At 63.4% G+C, this 17,476-nt stretch carries 18 protein-coding genes; 4 read left to right on the top strand and 14 right to left on the bottom strand.

Features of this window, described 5'->3' with window-relative positions:
* Positions 1–17: 17 nt before the first annotated feature.
* Positions 18–908, bottom strand: coding sequence for an alpha/beta fold hydrolase (locus EM6_RS11280; RefSeq protein WP_126423093.1), 891 nt, complete (start codon positions 906–908; stop codon positions 18–20).
* Between the two features lie 246 nt (positions 909–1,154).
* Here EM6_RS11280 and EM6_RS11275 point away from each other — a divergent pair, with 246 nt between their 5' ends.
* The 4 genes from EM6_RS11275 (at position 1,155) to EM6_RS11260 (ending at position 5,600) form a co-directional block, all read left to right on the top strand.
* Positions 1,155–1,862, top strand: a complete 708-nt coding sequence (locus EM6_RS11275) for a TetR/AcrR family transcriptional regulator (protein WP_126423091.1) — start codon at positions 1,155–1,157, stop codon at positions 1,860–1,862.
* An 82-nt stretch (positions 1,863–1,944) separates the two neighbouring features.
* A complete protein-coding gene (locus EM6_RS11270; RefSeq protein ID WP_126423089.1) occupies positions 1,945–3,078 on the top strand; it encodes an alpha/beta hydrolase in 1,134 nt (377 codons plus the stop codon).
* Positions 3,079–3,192: 114 nt separating this feature from the next.
* Positions 3,193–3,933: a helix-turn-helix transcriptional regulator gene (locus EM6_RS11265; RefSeq protein ID WP_126423087.1), complete on the top strand. Its 741-nt coding sequence runs from the start codon at positions 3,193–3,195 to the stop codon at positions 3,931–3,933.
* Between the two features lie 230 nt (positions 3,934–4,163).
* Positions 4,164–5,600, top strand: coding sequence for a methyl-accepting chemotaxis protein (locus EM6_RS11260; protein WP_232037153.1), 1,437 nt, complete (start codon positions 4,164–4,166; stop codon positions 5,598–5,600).
* A gap of 59 nt (positions 5,601–5,659) precedes the next feature.
* Here EM6_RS11260 and EM6_RS11255 read toward each other — a convergent pair whose 3' ends face one another.
* The 13 genes from EM6_RS11255 to EM6_RS11195 all read right to left on the bottom strand — a co-directional run bounded on the left by EM6_RS11255 (position 5,660) and on the right by EM6_RS11195 (position 17,469).
* Positions 5,660–7,837, bottom strand: a complete 2,178-nt coding sequence (locus EM6_RS11255; RefSeq protein ID WP_126423083.1) for a heavy metal translocating P-type ATPase — start codon at positions 7,835–7,837, stop codon at positions 5,660–5,662.
* Positions 7,834–7,980, bottom strand: a complete 147-nt coding sequence (ccoS, locus tag EM6_RS11250) for a cbb3-type cytochrome oxidase assembly protein CcoS (RefSeq protein ID WP_126423081.1) — start codon at positions 7,978–7,980, stop codon at positions 7,834–7,836. The genes EM6_RS11255 and ccoS overlap by 4 nt, the downstream gene beginning before the upstream one ends.
* 2 nt (positions 7,981–7,982) lie before the next feature.
* The gene (locus tag EM6_RS11245) at positions 7,983–8,489 is read right to left on the bottom strand and encodes a FixH family protein (protein ID WP_172961244.1); all 507 of its coding nucleotides are present in this window, start codon (positions 8,487–8,489) and stop codon (positions 7,983–7,985) included.
* The gene (gene ccoG / locus EM6_RS11240) at positions 8,467–9,939 is read right to left on the bottom strand and encodes a cytochrome c oxidase accessory protein CcoG (protein WP_126423077.1); all 1,473 of its coding nucleotides are present in this window, start codon (positions 9,937–9,939) and stop codon (positions 8,467–8,469) included. Before ccoG ends, EM6_RS11245 begins: the two co-directional genes overlap by 23 nt.
* Positions 9,940–10,053: 114 nt before the next feature.
* Complete coding sequence (gene ccoP, locus EM6_RS11235; protein ID WP_126423075.1) at positions 10,054–10,944, bottom strand: cytochrome-c oxidase, cbb3-type subunit III; 891 nt, start codon at positions 10,942–10,944, stop codon at positions 10,054–10,056.
* Positions 10,937–11,092 (bottom strand): cbb3-type cytochrome oxidase subunit 3, encoded by a 156-nt coding sequence (locus EM6_RS11230; RefSeq protein ID WP_013480886.1) that lies wholly within the window; start codon positions 11,090–11,092, stop codon positions 10,937–10,939. The genes ccoP and EM6_RS11230 overlap by 8 nt, the downstream gene beginning before the upstream one ends.
* Positions 11,089–11,844, bottom strand: a complete 756-nt coding sequence (ccoO, locus tag EM6_RS11225; protein WP_126423073.1) for a cytochrome-c oxidase, cbb3-type subunit II — start codon at positions 11,842–11,844, stop codon at positions 11,089–11,091. The genes EM6_RS11230 and ccoO overlap by 4 nt, the downstream gene beginning before the upstream one ends.
* Positions 11,844–13,340 carry a cytochrome-c oxidase, cbb3-type subunit I gene (gene ccoN, locus EM6_RS11220; RefSeq protein ID WP_126423071.1) on the bottom strand — a complete coding sequence of 499 codons (1,497 nt, stop codon included), beginning with the start codon at positions 13,338–13,340 and terminating at the stop codon, positions 11,844–11,846. The genes ccoO and ccoN overlap by 1 nt, the downstream gene beginning before the upstream one ends.
* A 19-nt stretch (positions 13,341–13,359) precedes the next feature.
* The gene (locus EM6_RS11215) at positions 13,360–14,076 is read right to left on the bottom strand and encodes a sulfite exporter TauE/SafE family protein (protein ID WP_126423069.1); all 717 of its coding nucleotides are present in this window, start codon (positions 14,074–14,076) and stop codon (positions 13,360–13,362) included.
* 158 nt (positions 14,077–14,234) lie between these two features.
* Positions 14,235–14,426, bottom strand: coding sequence for a hypothetical protein (locus EM6_RS11210; RefSeq protein ID WP_126423067.1), 192 nt, complete (start codon positions 14,424–14,426; stop codon positions 14,235–14,237).
* Between the two features lie 161 nt (positions 14,427–14,587).
* Entirely contained in the window at positions 14,588–15,367 is a 780-nt protein-coding gene (locus EM6_RS11205; protein WP_126423065.1) for a helix-turn-helix domain-containing protein, read from the bottom strand.
* 128 nt (positions 15,368–15,495) lie between these two features.
* Positions 15,496–16,332 (bottom strand): neutral zinc metallopeptidase, encoded by an 837-nt coding sequence (locus EM6_RS11200; protein ID WP_126423063.1) that lies wholly within the window; start codon positions 16,330–16,332, stop codon positions 15,496–15,498.
* Between the two features lie 453 nt (positions 16,333–16,785).
* Positions 16,786–17,469 (bottom strand): TetR/AcrR family transcriptional regulator, encoded by a 684-nt coding sequence (locus EM6_RS11195; RefSeq protein ID WP_126423061.1) that lies wholly within the window; start codon positions 17,467–17,469, stop codon positions 16,786–16,788.
* Positions 17,470–17,476 lie beyond the last annotated feature (7 nt).

The following is a 17,476-nucleotide window of genomic DNA, read 5'->3' as shown; positions in this document are numbered from 1 at the left end:
AGCGACCAACGCCCGGATCAGGGGCGCAGGGCCTGTTCCCGCAAAAAGGCTTGGATGGCCGACAGGGCCACCGGTTCGTCCAGCAGGGGCGCGTGGCCCCGGTCGGGGACGGTGACGGTGCGCGTCTGCGGGTGGGTGTCGCCCATGCGTTGCAAGGTCTCCGCCGACAGGAGGTCGGACAGGGCCCCGCGCAGAGCCAGGACGGGTATGTCTTTCAGCCCGGCCCACAGGTCCCACAGTTCGGGCGGGGCGACGGCCTGACTGCCCGGTGCCATGCCCGCCGCTATGGCCGGATCATAGGCGGGGACAGGGCGGCCCGCGACCTCCACGTGGGTGCGGCGCGCAAAGGCCAGCCAGTCGTCAGGACCGAAACCGGGGAAGGCTTCGGCATTGATCAGGCGGGTGTTTTCCGCCGCATCAGCCCAGGTGGCGACCGGCTTCCCTTTGCCGACATAGCCGCGGATGCGCTCCAGCCCTTCGGGCGACAGCTTCGGGCCTATGTCGTTGAGCACGATGCCGCGCACGGACTGCGGCGCGGTGGCCGCCAGCAGCATCGAGATCAGCCCGCCCATAGACGTACCGATAAAGGTGGCGCGTTCCACCCCCAGATGCGCCATCAGGGCCAGCATGTCCTGCACATAGACGCCGAGCGCATAGTGGGCCGGTTCGCTGTCATAGTCCGAGCGCCCGCGCCCGCGCTGATCCGGGATGATAAAGCGATGATCGGCAGGCAGGTGCGCCATCAGCGGCTCGAAATCGGCGCTGTTGCGCGTCAGGCCGTGCAGGCAGATCACCACGTGCTCAGCCGTCGGGTTATAGTCGCGGGCGTACAGGCTCAGGCGTCCGCTGCCCAGCGAATCCGCGCCGCTGTAATAGGTCACGTCGTCGTAGGTTAACCCTGCCGACATGGCATTGTGTCCTGTGCTGTTTTTCCCGTGTAGGTCCGGCTTCTGTGCGCGGGCCGGTGGTCAGAGGATTTTTCAACGGCTGTTGAATGTCAAGCCGCTAAATTCAATTTCCGTTGAAATTAACCCTGCTGTGGCCAAATCGGCGCACCCTGTATTCGCAGACGAACGGAGGGAAAACGTTTTCCTTTTCGCCATCTGCGCGCCTGTGTTAGACGGAACCATCATCGAATCTCATCCCGTGGATACATGCCGCCCGACTCTGTCCCTGAACCGATCGTCAAAAGCCCCAAGGGACGCCGCAAGGTGTCGGATGCGCCCTCGCGCCGTGATCTGGTGCTGGATGCGGCCGAGGCCCTGTTCTCACAGCACGGGTTTGACGGGGTGACGGTGCGTCAGGTGGCACAGGCGGCGGGCGTCGATGTGGCCCTGCCCAACTACTATTTCGAGTCCAAACAAGGCCTCTACGACGCGGTCTTCGGGCGGCGGGCTTTGGTGCTCAATGACCGGCGCGAGGCGGCGCTGCGTGCGGTGCTGGAAAGCGAAGAGGCGCCCACGCTGGAGTCGATCCTGCGCGCCTTTATCGTGCCGGTGCAGACCATGCACGCCGCCGCCGATCCGGGCTTTCGCAACTATTGCCGGCTGGTGGCGCAGGTCAATTCGTCGGGCGTGCTGGCCCCGATGATGACCACGCATTTCGACCGCCTGATCCTCAAATTCATCGACGCCCTGCGCCGCGTCCTGCCGCACGTCGCTGACCGCGAGCTGTACTGGGGTTATCATTGCCTGTCGGGGGCTTTGACCCTGACCATGGCCTCGACCGGGCGCATCGACCACCTGTCGAATGGGCTTTGCCGGTCGGACGACGCCGAAGACGCCTATGAGCACCTGATCAGCTTTCATCTGGGGGCGTTTCAGGCCATGGAAGACCACGCAAAGGCGGCCGTCACGCTGTAAGTTCCACGGCTGTTGAATTTCTCGTTGCGCCCGGCAGGGGATGCGGTCATGCTCTCCGTAAAACAACACCGGGAGACGCCACATGAAACACCTGCTGCCTGTGCTGACCGTCGGAGCCTGCCTTATGACCACGCCGCTGGCGGCTGAACCCATCGTGCCGACGCCTGTCGAGGCGCAGGCCGTCGCCTTCATGCAGCAGGACGAGGCATGGTTTATCGCCCACCTCAAAGGGCCGCGCGAAGTGTCAGAAGGCCACGCGCTCGATCCGCGTCTGCAATACGTGCTGGAAAACGTGACGCGCCCGGCGGCGACGCCTGCCGTCAAGGCGCAGATGCGCGCCGTCTATGCCACTGAGGCCGGGCGTAACGCCACGCGCGCCGCGCTCGATCGCTACTGGGCGACGCGCACTGCGCCGGTCGAAGGCGTACTGGCCAGCGACCGGAGCATCCCGACGCGCGGCGGCGACCTGCCCGTGCGGATCTTCGTCCCGGCGGCCTTGCAGGGCGTCAAATCCGCCCCGGTTCTGGTCTATTATCACGGCGGCGGCTTCATGTTCGGCAGCCTGGACGCCTTTGACCCCAGCCTGCGGGCACTGGCGCGCGACCTGAAGATGATCGTGGTCGCCCCCGGCTATCGGCTGGCCCCTGAACACCCGTACCCGGCGGCGCATCAGGACGCCGAAGACGCCTGGACTTGGGTGGCCGCGCACGCCAAAGAGTTCGGCGGCGATATGAAACGCCTGAGCCTCGGCGGCGACAGTGCGGGCGGCACCTTGGCCCTGTCGGTGGCGTTGAAACAGAAAAAGGCGGCGGTCCGTCCAACGGGGCTTCTGCTCTACTATCCGGGGGTGGATCGGGTGAACAGCTATCCGTCGATGACGGAGTTGGGCAGCGGCTACGGGCTTGATGCCGACAATCTGGAGTATCTGGCGGCGCAGGTCTATCCCGCCGGCACGACGCCGCCCGCTGAAGACGCCTCCCCGATGCAGGCCGACCTGAAAGGCCTGCCGGCTACGGTGATCGTCACGGCGGGCTTTGATCCGCTGAAAGACTCACAGCGCGCCTTTACCGACAAGCTGAGCGGGGCGGGGGTGATGGTCAAACGCCTGCACTACCCCAGCCTGATCCACGCCTTCCTGCAAACCACGGCCTATGTCCCTGAGGCGCAAAAGGCGCAGACGGAGTCGGCGACGCTGTTTACCCAGGCGCGCAAATAAGCTCAGACGTCGGAGCGGGCGACAAGTTGGGCGTTTGGCGGATGAAGACGTTTGCAAACGCGCCTTCGCGGTATAAATGAAACCGGACTGGTTTTTCATTGAATCGGACGGTACATGCCCAGCTATATCTCCAAGCGTGTCGCGGACCCCGCCCGGCAGGCGGCGATGGAAGTGATCGCCAATCAGTTCGGGCGCGCTCACGCCCGGCACCCGATGATGGAAACCCTGCGCCAGATCGTGCCTTTCGACAGCTTTGCCATGTCGGGTCTTGCTTTTTTCGGGCTGGGGGTCGGGCGTGGCGTCATGCTGGCTTCGGATATGCCGGAAGCGTTTATCCGCCTGTTCCTCACTGAAAAGCTCTATCATCAGGACCCCATGTCCTACCTGATGACGGCGGAGCAGCATTGGGGGAGTTGGCACGATCTGGGGCCCGACGTGCTGACCGGGCCCGGCGTCGAGCGCATCCGGCAACTGGAGCGGCAGTTCGATATCACGACGCGCAGCGCCGTCGGTTTTTTCAATGGTGAACACCGCTTCGGCGGCGTGACCTTCTGCCGGGCCACGCCGTTTAATGATCACGAAAAATTCATCCTCGAAATGACGACGCGCGTGGTGCACGCCGAACTGTCGGATCAGCTTCTCGGCGCCATGAACCAGCATCTGGGCCTGTCCGACGGCGAACTGGCCTGCCTCAAACACTTTGCCGATGGTCTTGAGGTGCCCGCCATCCATCAGGTGACCGGTTACACCACCGATACCATCTATACCTATGCCAAGTCGGCGGGGAAGAAGATGGGCGTGCGCGGGCGCACCCACGCGGTGGCCGAAGCCTTGCGCCGCAAGGTGATTGCCTGAGCGACACCTATATAGTGAGGCGTAAAGACCCTACTAACGATAATGGCATTATCAGCGCATTAAGGTTTGTGCCCCAAAATCAGGCGCAGTGATGCATCAGAGGCCGGAAAGAGCCTTGAAGCTGCGGTAAATTAAGGCTGAGCGGATACCATAGGGTCCGCGTAGGGATAGGGTGAATTAACGTGTTTTTCGGTTCAAACACCAGCCTGGACAAAGCTGTACTTGACGCATTGCATACGTCGCAGGCGATCATCCAGTTCACGCCGGACGGCAAGATCATTTCGGCCAATGCCAATTTTCTGGCGGCGGTGGGCTATAGCGAGCGCGAAGTGGTCGGTCAGCATCACAGACTCTTTTGCCTGCCCGACTATGTGAATTCTGAGGCTTACCGCCATTTCTGGAGCGATCTGGCCGCCGGACGCTTTCAGGCGGGCGAATTCAAGCGCATCGGCAATCATGGCAAGATCGTCTGGCTTCAGGCCAGCTATAACCCCGTCAAGGACAAGAGCGGTAAGGTCGTGCGGGTGCTGAAAATCGCCGCCGATATCACCGAGGCCAAGGCGAAATCCCTTGATCATGCGGGCAAGGTCGACGCCATTTCCCGCGCTCAGGCGGTCATCGAATTCACGCCGCAGGGCGAGATTCTGACCGCCAATGACAATTTTCTGAAAACCCTGGGCTATAGCCTCAAGGAGATCGTCGGTCAGCATCACCGCCTCTTTTGTGAACCGCAATACGCGCAGTCCGCAGACTACCGGCAGTTCTGGGAGCGACTGCAACGCGGTGAGTTTCAGGCGGCGGAATACCGGCGTCTGGGGAAGGGTGGTCGGGAAGTCTATATTCAGGCCTCCTACAATCCCGTCTTTGATGACACGGGTGCGGTCATCAAGGTGGTTAAGTTCGCTACCGACACGACCGAGGCCGTCAAACGCCGTCTGCGCAATGAACAACTGAGCCGTGAGGTCGATCGGCAGTTGAACGGCGTCGTCAAACAGATGGTCGAAGCGACACAGATGGCGGCCACGGCCTCGACGGCCTCGACAGAAACCGGCTCGGTGGTCAATGCCGTAGCGGCTGCGTCTGAGGAACTGAGCGCCAGCGTCAAGGAAATCGCCGGCAATATGGGTCAGGCGCGCGAAAGCGTCGAAGGCATCTTCCGTCACGCCGAAGGGGCCGGGAAGTCTGCCGGGGCGCTCAACGACTCAGCGACCTCGATGAACAATGTGGTCGAAATGATCCGTGAAATCGCCAGCCAGATCAATCTTCTGGCGCTCAATGCCACCATCGAGTCGGCGCGCGCGGGCGAAGCGGGCCGGGGCTTTGCCGTCGTGGCGTCTGAGGTTAAGTCGCTGGCCAATCAGGCGGCGCGTTCCACGGAGACCATCTCCAAGGAAATCGCCAACATGCAGACGGTGACGACCGAGGTGGTGGGCGCGCTGGGCATCATCACCTCCAGCATGACGGCGGTAATGGACAATGTCGCCGGTGTCGCCTCGGCTATCGAGCAGCAAAACGCCGTCAGCGCCGAAATATCGGGCAATATGCAGGCGGCGGTGACCGCGGTGCACGAGATCGACGAAAAGCTCAGCCATCTGAGCACTACCTTCAACGACGTGGCGCAAGCCTCTGAAGAGGTGAAAGAAAATGTCGAAGCCCTGGTGGCGTAGGTTTTAGTAAGCGTACAGTAAGCGTAAAGGGAAGCCGCCCGGCGACGGGCGGCTTTGTGCTATGCTATCCGCCCCGGCAGTTTGAGCCGAAACGCATTGGCTACCACCACCAGTGACGAGGCCGACATGGCGATGGCGGCGATCAGCGGTGTCACCCAGCCCCCCACGGCCAGCGGCACAGCGATCAGATTATAGCCAAACGACAGGACGAAGTTCTGCGTGACGATGCGCCCGGTGCGTTCGGCCACACGCAGCGCCTCGGCCACGGGCCAAAGACTGTCGCCACGAAACACGAGGTCGGCGGCGTTCTGCGTGATGTCCATGCCTGACGCCGGGGAGATAGAGACGCTGGCCGCCGACAGGGCCGCCGCGTCGTTTAGCCCATCGCCGACCATCAGCACTTTGCGTCCTTCGGCTTGTAACCGCTGCACGGTGGCGAGCTTTTCCAGCGGCGACAGGTCGGCGTGACAGGTGTCGATGCCCAACTCCGCTGCCACCCGTTGCGCCGCGACGTGCCGGTCGCCGGACAGCAGCCAGATGTCGAGCCCGCGCGCCTTCAAAGCGTCGATGGTCCGCCGCGCATCAAGCCGCAGCGTGTCCTCGAACGCCAGACGCACCGGGGCGTTGTTACCCCGCCGGAACCACAGTTCGGGGGCGCTGTCGCCGGTGGACTCTATCCCCAGCCACTTCGCCTTGCCCAGCCATACCGGCTCACCCTCCACTTCGCCGCGCAGGCCGCAGCCGGGGACGTCTTCGACCGTGGCGGGCGCGACGGGCAGGTCGGGCCGCGCCTGCACCAGAGCGCGCGACAGGGGGTGACGGCTTTGCGCCGCCAGCGCCAGAGACAGCCGCGTCTCGTATTCATTGAGCGCCTGCGGGTTCATCCAGGTCGGCTGACCGCGCGTCAGGGTGCCGGTCTTGTCAAAGATGACCGTATCGGCGGCGGCCAGACGCTCCAGCCCCCGCGCCGATTTCAGCAGGATGCCGCGCCGGAACAATTGCCCCGACGCCAGAACCTGCGCCACCGGCACGGCCAGCCCCAGCGCACAGGGGCAGGTGACGATCAGCACGGCCATGGCCTTCAGCAGCGCGTCCTGCCAGCCGCCATGTCCCCACAGGGCCCACCCCGCAAAGGTCAGGGCCGCCACAATATGCACCACCGGCGCGTAGATGGCCGCCACGCGGTCGGCAATGTGCACAAAGCGCGCCTGACCCTGTTCGGCCGTCTCCATCAGCGCCACGGTGCGCGACAACAGGCTGTTCTCTGAGGCCGCCGTGATGACGGCCTCGACGGGGGCGGCGACATTGATCGTGCCGGCATAGACCGTCTCACCGGGGCCGACGGAGCGCGGCAGGGTCTCACCGGTCAGCAGGCTGGTATCAACCTCAGTCGTGCCGCGCGTCAGGGTGGCGTCGGCGGCGATCTTTTCACCGGCGGCCACGAGAAGCGTCATGCCGGGGCGCAGGTCGCTGATCTTGCACGCCCGCACCTGACCGCCCTCGCGCACACTGGCCGTGCCGTCGAGCATGGCCAGCAGCCCCTCGGCGGCCTCCCGCGCCTTGCCGCGCGCCTTGAGGTCGAGATAGCGCCCGATCAGCAGGAAGAACAGCAGCATGACCGAGGCGTCGAAATAGACGTGCGGCCCGTGGCGGATCGTCTCGAACAGGCTCATCCCCGCCGTCAGCAGCACGGCGACGCTGATCGGCACGTCCATATTGCTGCGCCCGTGCCTGAGGGCGGCGATGGCGCTGCGGAAGAAGGGGCGGCCGGCATAAAGCGTGGTCGGCAGGGCGACCAGCGCCATAGCCCAGTGCATCAGGTCGCGCGTCGCCCCGTTGAGCGAGGCGTCATCGCTGAACCACAGGGCGTCGGCGAACAGCATGACAAAGGTGGTGGCAAACCCGGCCACGGCCAGACAGCGCAGCAGCAGGCTCTCTTCGGCCTTCGCCCCTCCGCTGGATTTTGAAATGTCGAAAGGGGCGACGGAAAACCCCAGCGCCTCGACGGCGGCGGCCAGATCATTGGCGGCGGTGTCGGCCCCCTTGTCCCACACCAGTTTCAGCCTCTGGGTGGCGTAGGTCATGCGCGCGCTGACGCCGTCATAGGCATTGAGCGTGCTTTCGACCTTCCACGCGCAGGCCGCACAGCGCATCCCTTCGACGCGCAGATAGAGGGCCTGATGGGCTTCGTCCTCTTCGGTGACGTAGCAGCCGTAATCGGTCAGGGTGTCGGTCATGACTCGTCATCGTCGTGCAGGATGCGCTCGGCCTGCATCTCCGGGTCGTCGAACTGCTGGCTGCGCAGGGCCCACATGAAGGCCGCCCCCGCGATCAGGGCCAGCACGCCCGCCGCCGCCACCAGAAGGATCAGAATGTCCACGATCAGTTTTCCACGAAGGCGCGCGTCTGCATCTGCTGGTCCGCCACCTGCACGGTGATGTGGGCGGTCCACACGCTGGGGGAGGGCAGGGCGGCGGCGGTCGCATAAACGCCCTGGCCTTCGGGCGTGAGCACCAGATGGCGGTCAAGCGCCTTTTGCGCCGGGTGGATCAGCCACACCTCGACCTGCCCGCTGTCCAGCGGTGCGCCCTTAGCATCGCGCGCCCGTACCGTCAGCCGTCCGTCCGCATGGCTGAGCGTCACCTGCCAGCCGAGCGCCTTCTGAGCGGCGGCGGCTTCCAGAGTCTGGTTGTAGGCCAGCCCCTTTTCATAGGCCTGCGGCGTGACCTCGCTGGGTTGGTGGCGAAAGGCGATGACGGTGAAACAGATCAGGGGGATCATGAAGCTGAGGAAAAAGACCGCGATCACCCACGGCACGAAGCGGCCACGGCGGCGGTCGATCTCGGCCTGAGAGAGGGGCTTGGCCTCAGCGAATGAAGTAGCTGTCATGGCGGGCGCTTTCCGGGGTTTTGCCAGAGTTCTGGGCAGAGTTTTGGGCAGGGTTTTGGGTGTCAGACAAAAGGAAACGGATGTCACTGCGGCCATGCGTCGTGGCCTCCGGCGTATCGACGCGCACGCGGAAGCTGGCGACGCTGTTGGCGGGGACGTGCAGCGTCTCGACCGTCTCATCCCCGGCGGCCAGCACCTCCAGACGCGCCTGAGGCAGGCCCTGCGTACTGAGGTGATAGGCGCGGTCGTCGTGCGATTTGTTCAGGATCTTGATCTGGTAATCATTGCGCACGCTGCCGTCGGACAGGCGCACAAATTGTGGCGCGCGGGCGTGATTGACCGTCAGTTCGGTCATCGGGCGCAGCACAATGGCGGTCAGCATCAGGCTGCCCACGGTGGACAGGATCAGGGCATAGGCCACGGTGCGCGGCCGCACCCAGCGCATCTTCTGTTGCGGCACGACGGTCTTGCCGCTTTTGCGGTGAGCGATATCGAGCGTGCGATAGCCGTCGCGCCGCTGACGCTGGTTCGACTCGGTATCATAGCGGATCAGGCCGCGCGGCAGCTCGATCTTGTCCATCACGCTGTTGCAGGCGTCGATGCACAGGCCGCAGGAGATGCACTGCATCTGAAGGCCGTCGCGGATGTCGATGCCCATGGGGCAGACGATGACGCATGAGTCGCAGTCGATGCAGTGGCCCTTGCCGTCCCAGCTTTCGCCCTTCTTGTGCTTACCGCGCGGTTCGCCGCGCTCGGCCTCATAGGTGATGATCAGGGTGTCCTTGTCGAACATGGCCGACTGAAAGCGCGCATAGGGGCACATATAGGTGCAGACGTTTTCGCGCGCGAAACCGGCCATGAAATAGGTCGAAAGCGTCAGGGCGATGATCCAGCCCAGCACCGACCACGAGACGTCCAGATGCCACAGGTCGCTGAAAAGGGTGGGGGCGTCATTGAAATAGAAGACCCACGCCCCGCCGGTGACCGCCCCGATCAGCAGCCAGATCAGGTGGGTCAGCGTCTTTTTCCAGAGCTTTTCGAGCGTCCACGCGCTTTCGTCCAGCTTGCGTCGCGCATTGCGGTCGCCCTGCACGAAGCGTTCGACCCACACGAACAGGTCGGTCCATACGGTCTGCGGGCAGGCATAGCCGCACCACACCCGCCCCAGAAGCGCCGTGGCGAAGAACAGGCCGATGGCGGCGAGGATCAGCACGCCGACCAGCAGATAGACCTCCTGCGGCCAGATTTCGATGCCGAAGAAGTAGCCGCGCTGCCCCACCAGGTCGACCAGTATGGCCTGATCCGGCACGTGCGGGCCACGGTCCCAGCGCAGCCACGGGGCGGCGTAGTAGATACCGAGCAGGACGATCATGCTCAGCCATTTCAGGGACCGGAAGGTGCCTTTGACGCGGCGCGGGTAGATTTTCCGGGCGGTTTCAAACAGGGACATGATTACACACTCAGGAGCGATGTGCGGAAACGTGTGAGCGGTTTTCCGCCTCCACATCGCGACAAATCAAAGTGTCCCTCCTCCCGGCGGGGGCGAGCCGGGAGGGGGGACGGGTCACTCACCGCCGCCCAGACTGTGGACGTAGATGGCGACCTGACGGCGGGAATCGTCTGACATGCGCGACTGCCAGGACGGCATGACGCCGGCGCGGCCCTTGGTGATGGTCTGGACAAGGGTGGCCTTGTCACCGCCATAGAGCCAGATGGCGTCATTGAGGCGCGGGGCGCCCATCTGACGGTTGCCTATACCGCCTTCGCCGTGACAACTGACGCAGTTCTGCTGAAACACCGCCTGACCGCGCGTGAAGGCTTCAGAGGCCACCGGCTGACGCAGATAGCTGACATAGGTGGCCACGTCGTCGATCTGGGCCGGGGTCAGCATCCCTTCGCGCCCCATGACGGCGCCAAAGGCGGGCATGGCCACGGCGTGCGTGTTCGGGTGGGTCGAATGCGAGCCGACATTGATGGTGTTGTAGATGTCTTCGGCCGTGCCGCCGAACAGCCAGTCATCGTCATTGAGGTTGGGATAGCCGCGACGGCCTTCGCCGCCCGCCCCGTGACAGGCCGCGCAGTTTTCCTTGAACACCACTTCGCCACCGGCGCGGGCAAATTCAAACAGGACGGGGTCCTGCTTGATTTCGGCAAAGCTCGCCTTGTGGAACTTACCGAGCCAGCCGCTCTGACGCTGCGTGATCTCGGCCTGCTCGTGCTTCAGCTTGTCGTACTGGGTCCAGCCGGCAATGCCCTTGGTGTGACCGGTCAGCGTCGGCCAGGACGGATAGACCACCCAGTAGCCGATGGCCCAGACGATGGTCAGCATCCACACGATCAGCCACCAGCGCGGGGCGGGGTTGTTCAGTTCCTTCAGGCCGTCCCATTCGTGGCCCGTCGTCTCGACCCCGCTGTGGGAGTCGATGTCTTTGTGGGGTTCGGGCGCATCAGACATGGTCGGTGTCCTCGTCTTGGAGGGGGATAAGGCGATGCGCCTGAAGCGCGTCTTTGTTCTTCGGCCAGTAGGCCCACAGGGCGATGCCGAGGAAGGTGAGCGTGAAGGCGAGCGTGATGAGCCCGCCCATAAGCGACAGGTTCATCATTTGGCGGCTCCCGCCTTGGGTTTCAGGGCGTAATCCGGGTCGTAGGTCGAGAAATCAACATCCGTGCCCAGCTTTTGCAGATAGGCGATCAGAGCATCCATCTCGGTGATTTCATCGGGATTGCCGTCGAAATCGCGCACCGCCACCTTGTCGCCATAGCGTTCCTGAAGGCCGCTGGGGTCGATAATGGTGTTGGGATTGGCCTGCGCCTCATAATCGTTCGGCGCCTCGTCGATCATGGCCTGCGTATAGGGCACGCCCAGCGACTGAAGCACCTTCAGGCGCTTTTTGATGCGCCAGTCGCCATAGGGCTTTTCGGCCAGAAAGGCATAGCTGGGCATGATCGATTCCGGCACCACGGCGCGCGGGTTTTTGAGGTGCGCGACGTGCCATTCGTCGGAATATTTGCCGCCGACGCGGGCCAGATCGGGCCCGGTGCGCTTGGAGCCCCAGACGAAGGGGTGGTCGTACATGCTTTCGGCCGCCAGCGAGTAGTGGCCATAGCGCTGCTGCTCATCGCGCAGGGGGCGGATCTGCTGCGAATGGCAGGTGTTGCAGCCTTCGCGGATGTAGATTTCCTGCCCCATCAGCTCCAGCGGCGTATAGGGACGCACGCCCTTGACCGGCTCGATCGTGGTTTGCATACGGAACAGTGGCAGGATCTCGATGATGCCGCCGATTGACACCGCAATGACGGTGAAGATCAGCAGGAGCATGGAGTTGCGTTCGAGTTTTTTATGTTTTTCCAGCATCAGACGTGCTCCGGCAGGACGGCGGGGGTCAGCGAGGGGGTGTCCGTTTCCGAGGCGACGCTGTCAGGGCTGGCGATGGTCTTCCAGATGTTGAAGACCATGATCAGTGCCCCCAGCAGGAACAGGAGGCCCCCGATGGCGCGGATGATGTAGTAGGGGTGCATGGCCGCGACGGTTTCGACGAACGAATAGGTCAGGAAGCCCATCTCGTTATAGGCGCGCCACATCAGGCCCTGCATAATGCCCGCCACCCACATCGAGGTGATGTAGACCACGATACCGACGGTCGCGACCCACAGGTGCAGCGAAATCAGCTTGGTCGAATACATGCCGGGCTTCTTCCACAGGTGCGGCACCAGATAGTAGATGGCGCCGAATGAGATGAAGGCGACCCAGCCCAGCGCGCCCGCATGGACGTGACCGATGGTCCAGTCCGTATAGTGCGACAGGGAGTTGACGGCCTTGATCGACATCAGCGGCCCCTCAAAGGTGGACATGCCGTAGAAGCTCAGCGCGATGATCATGAATTGCAGGATCGGGTCGTCGCGCAGTTTGTGCCACGCACCCGACAGGGTCATCATGCCGTTGATCATGCCGCCCCAGGACGGCATCCATAGAATGATGGAGAAGGTCATGCCCAGAGTCTGCGCCCAGTCGGGCAGGGCGGTGTAAAGCAGGTGATGCGGACCGGCCCAGATATAGATGAAGATCAGCGCCCAGAAGTGAATGATCGACAGGCGGTAGGAATAGACCGGACGGTTGGCCTGCTTCGGGATGTAGTAATACATGATGCCGAGAAAGCCGGCGGTCAGGAAGAAGCCCACAGCATTATGGCCGTACCACCACTGGATCAGGGCAGACTGCACGCCCGCCCAGGCCGAATAGCTGTGGACGCTGCCGATCTGGATGGGCACCGACACGTTGTTGACGAGGTGCAGGATGGCCACGGTGACGATAAAGGCCAGATAGAACCAGTTGGCGACGTAGATGTGCTTTTCCTGACGCTTCCACAGGGTGCCGAGGAAGTTGATCAGATAGGCCACCCAGACGATGGTCAGCCACAGGTCGGCATACCATTCCGGCTCCGCATATTCCTTGCCCTGTGTGACGCCGAACACGTAGCCCAGACCCGCCATCAGGATGAAGGCCTGATAGCCCCAGAAGGTGAACCAGCTCAGGCCGTCCGAGAAGAGGCGCGCGCGGCAGGTGCGCTGCACCACGTGGTAGGAGGTGGCAAACAACACATTGCCGCCAAAGGCAAAAATCACCGCCGAGGTGTGCAGCGGACGCAACCGCCCGAAGGTCAGATAGGGCGGGATGTTGAAGTCGGGAAAGGCCATCTGCACGGCGATCAGGAGGCCGACGGCAAAGCCCGCTATGCCCCAGAACATGGCGGCGATGGTGAAGTATTTGAGGATCGTCTCGTCATAGACCGGCCGGGAGGCGGCGGCAGCGGGGGCGACCTTTGGCGGTGGGGCTATAGCGGTTTGTGACATGAAGTGTTTCCTTACTGTGTCAGAATCGGGCGCTGAGGGCGAAGAGGAGGGCGGCATTGACGCCAAGCGCGGTCAGGCGCAGGGCGTCCTGAAACCACGGCCAGCGTTGCAGGAGGGGCGCGCCGAACAGGCCCAGCGCGCTGAGCGCCGGGACGGTGCCGGCTCCGAAGGCCAGCATCCCCAGCGCGCCGGAGAGGGGATTGCCCGCCGCGGCCACCGCCGTCAGGGCGACGAAGACGAGGCCGCACGGCAGGAGGCCCAAACTGAGGCCGAGCGCATAGCGCGCCACGCTGCTGGGACTGTTGTGGCCGGACATCGCCTTGAGACGGCACGGCAGGCGCAGCCCCAACCGAAAAGGCAGGCGCAGGCCCACCCGCGCCAGAAGCCCTTCGGCCAGCAGATAGAGAAAGGCCGTGGCCACCAGAGCCAGCAGGGCGCGGCGCACCAGCTCCAGCACAGGCGAGGCGGGCAGGAAGAACAGCACGCTCCCGGCGGCGGCCCCCAGGAGGGCATAGGTGGACAGGCGACCGGCGTGATAGGGCAAGAGCAGGCGCGCCCACCGCGACTGACCCGGCGCGGCCATCTGCATCAGCACAAACGGCCCGCACATGGGCAGGCAGTGGGCGACACTGCCCGTCAGACCGGCCAGGAACAGGCCAAGCCACAGCGGCCCCTGTCCCTCGACAAGGGCGCCGCAGGCCGGGAACAGTCCCGAAAAGACCTCGTGCGCCGTCATATGTGTCTGTCCTGATGGGGGCCGGATGGAACCCGGCCGCCGCCTCGCTGTGGGTGAAAGGCCGTTGGGCGGCCTGTGTGTGTAGGGGGTGGTTACCGTTCCGCGCGGACAAAAGCGCCTGAGCCAAATGGCGCGGGGCAATTTGCCGCAAGCCGCTGTTATTTTTGGCGTGTGGGATCGTCTGCCGGGGCCGCCTTCGGTTCCGCCGCGACCAGAGCCGCCGCCAGCGCGATCAGTTCGTCGGTGGACAACACGACGTGCGCCAGCGACCACAGACCGTCGTCGGTCGGCGTGGGTTCCCAGCCCTTGCGTCGCACCGTGCGCAGGGCCTTATCGACGGAGACGGGCATCCGTGCCCTCAACAACGTCTGGGAAAAAGGGAAATGGACATGGACTCACTCCTGAAACAGCCTCAGGGAGTGGTATATTCAGCTCGCGCCGCACGCGCCTTAACGTGCGATAGGGGCGCTATTGATCAAGGCCGTGCGGCGACTTGATATTTGATAGGTGGCTACTCCACTTCCATGCCGCAGCCGCGATCGCCGGGCAGGGGCCACAGCTCCTTGGCGGCCTTGCCCTGCACGTCGGCTCTGGGCGGCTGGTGGTTGTCGATCAGGGCATTGGGGCGCGCCAGCTTGCGCAGGCCCGCCGCATTGCCGATGACGACGCGGCTGCCGGTAACGGCGACGCCGTACTTGTCGAGCTGGGCGAAGGCGCGCGACAGGCTTTCCGGCGTCAGGTCAAGCAGCGAGGCTAATATGCGCTTTTCGTAGGGCAGGTCGACCGTGTCGCCACCGCCTTGCCGCACCTGCTGGGTCAGGAGATAGTTGGCCAGCCGCTCGGTGCCCGAACGCAGCTTGTGGTTTTTGATGGTTCTGACCAGCCCGCGATAGCAGCCCGACAGCTCCTGCGCCACGGCGACGGCAAAACCCGCGTCGTCGCGCATGGCGGCGCGGAACGTCTCGGCGGGCAGCATGACGATCTGCGAGCGGCTGAGGGTGCGCGCCGCCATCAGGGCCGGAGCGTCGAGGACCACGGCGGCCAGAATGAAGGTCGAGATGGGCCGCAGCACGGCCAGTGTGCTTTCCTTATCGTGCCAGTGGCCCTGAAGCTCGACCATGCCGTCGATCAGGATGTACAGAAAATCGACCGAATCCGCTTCGTAGATGAGGTTGGCCCCGGCGGGGAAGGTCTGCACCAGCGCGCCGCGCGTGATCTGCGCGAAGGCCTCATCGGAGATGGTCGCCAGCAGTTGCAACTGACGGATACGGTTGGCGTCGCTTTCCCTCATGGCGGTGTCCGGCCCTCCCTGTGTCTATTGCCCCTGTCTCAGGCATCACCTTACAGCCGATTCCGCCGGGTTTGAACCAAAATCGTGCCATAAGCCGTTGTTTTAGCGTGGAGTTGAGCGGGGCGGGCTCAGGCTTTGAAGGTGTCGCAGGCCTTGGGATCACCGGACGCATAGCCGGTTTTGAACCAATAGACCCGTTCCTGCGACGTGCCGTGGGTGAAGGAATCGGGCACGACTTCGCCGCCGCTGCGCCGTTGCAAGGTGTCGTCGCCGACGGCCGAGGCGGCGTTGAGCGCCTCCTCCAGATCACCGGCTTCCAGCCAGTGGGCCTGCGCGTCTGACCGCTTAGCCCATACCCCGGCGTAGCAGTCCGCCTGAAGCTCCAGCTTGACCGACAGGGCGTTTGAGCCGCGCTCGCTCAGGCGCTGCTGCCTTTGCTGCACCTCGCCGGACAGGCCGGTAATGTTTTGCACGTGGTGGCCGACCTCATGGCCGATGACGTAGGCCAGGGCAAAGTCGCCGGATGCGCCCAGTTGCTGTTCCAGCGTGCGGGCAAAGTCGAGATCGAGATAGACCTTGCGGTCGGCGGGGCAGTAGAAGGGCCCCATGGCCGACTGACCCATGCCGCAGCCCGTCTGGGTGCCTTGCGTATAGAGGACAAGCGTCGAGGGCTCATAGCCGCGGATAGCCGAGGCCCACACCTCATTGGCCGAGGTGTGCATGACGTCGGTAAATTCGCAGGCCTTGTCGCCTTCGGGACAGGCCCCGACCGCGGCCGGACCGGAGGCCTGACCCGTCACCTGCGCCGTCTGGCTGAGCAGGGTCTGCGGGTCGATGCCGAAGACGAAGTAGCCGATCAGGGCCAGCACGATGGCCCCGATACTGCCGCCGCCGATCAGGGCCCCGCCGCCCAGACCGCGCCGATCCTCAACCCCGCTGCGGCGTCCGCCTTCCCAATCGACCATGATAAAATCCTGTTTTAGTGAACTACTTTTTTAAGCTGGCAGCATAGACGGGTTGGGTGAACCAGAAAACACTCAGATTATTTGGAATTTTCAGGCGACAATAAAAACTGGAAAGGCCAGACTCTCGTTTTGTTTCGACCGCATTTCACACAGTCTGTTGTCGCAATCGCCCCCTTGAAGGCCCAACCCTTGCCATCATCCACAAGGTGAGTTCGGCAACGCGGGCACCTCAAGAAAAAGTAGTTCGAACCAAGGCAAACACCCAAGAGGGCAATGAAAATGGCCGCTGGACTTCCCTTGTTCGACATAGCCCATACAATTAAGGCGAAGCCAATGATGGTGACAGCATTTGAACGAAGCAGCATTTCATAACCCCCCAGTCGAAAAACAAATATTCGTTCTATTGTCCCAAAGTGTACGCACCTCACATAAGAAGGCAATAGGAGAGGCGGTTCAGGCGGTTTTCAGTAGCCCCAGCACCATGTCGAGGTGCGTGCGTGACCATTTACTCAGGTCGTATTTCACGCCGCCGCCAATGATCTGGGTCAGCATAATCATGATGCCCGGCGCGATCACAATGTCTTCGATGCCGGTCAGCCGCTCCAGCGCGTCGGGCGCAAATTCGCCGCGCGCCATGCCGTGCCGGATCAGGTCGCGCAGGCTCTCGATTTCGCCGCCGACCAGCTCCAGCGCATAGAACTGACCGATTTCGGGCACGCGGTGGCTCTCCGAAATGATCAGTCTGAGGATGCCCAGCGTATGTTCGTCCTGAAGCAGGTTGGCGTAGAAGCGTTCGTGCTCGTGCCGCAACTGGTCCTCGGCGGAGCGTTCCGGGTCAAGGACGAAGTCTGCGCCTTTGATGGGGTCGGTAACATGACGGGCAACCGCCAGAAACAAATCCGTTTTGGTCGGATAATAGACGTAGATCAGCGCCTTGGAGATGCCGGCGCGTCGGGCAATGTCTTCCAGCCGCGTCGCCGCAAACCCATGCTGACAGAATTCGTCACGCGCCGCCTCCAGTATCTGACCCGGCCGCAGCGCCTTGGCGCGCTCGCGGATGCCGAGCCGTCTGGCGACGGCTTTCAGGCCGCAGGCGCAGGCGTCCTCGGCAGCGGCAGTGTGGGGTTTTGGCGGCATTGATTAT

The organism is Asticcacaulis excentricus (assembly GCF_003966695.1).
In the GTDB taxonomy this organism is placed as follows: Bacteria; Pseudomonadota; Alphaproteobacteria; order Caulobacterales; family Caulobacteraceae; genus Asticcacaulis; species Asticcacaulis excentricus_A.
This window is presented reverse-complemented; position numbering and strand designations above follow the sequence as displayed.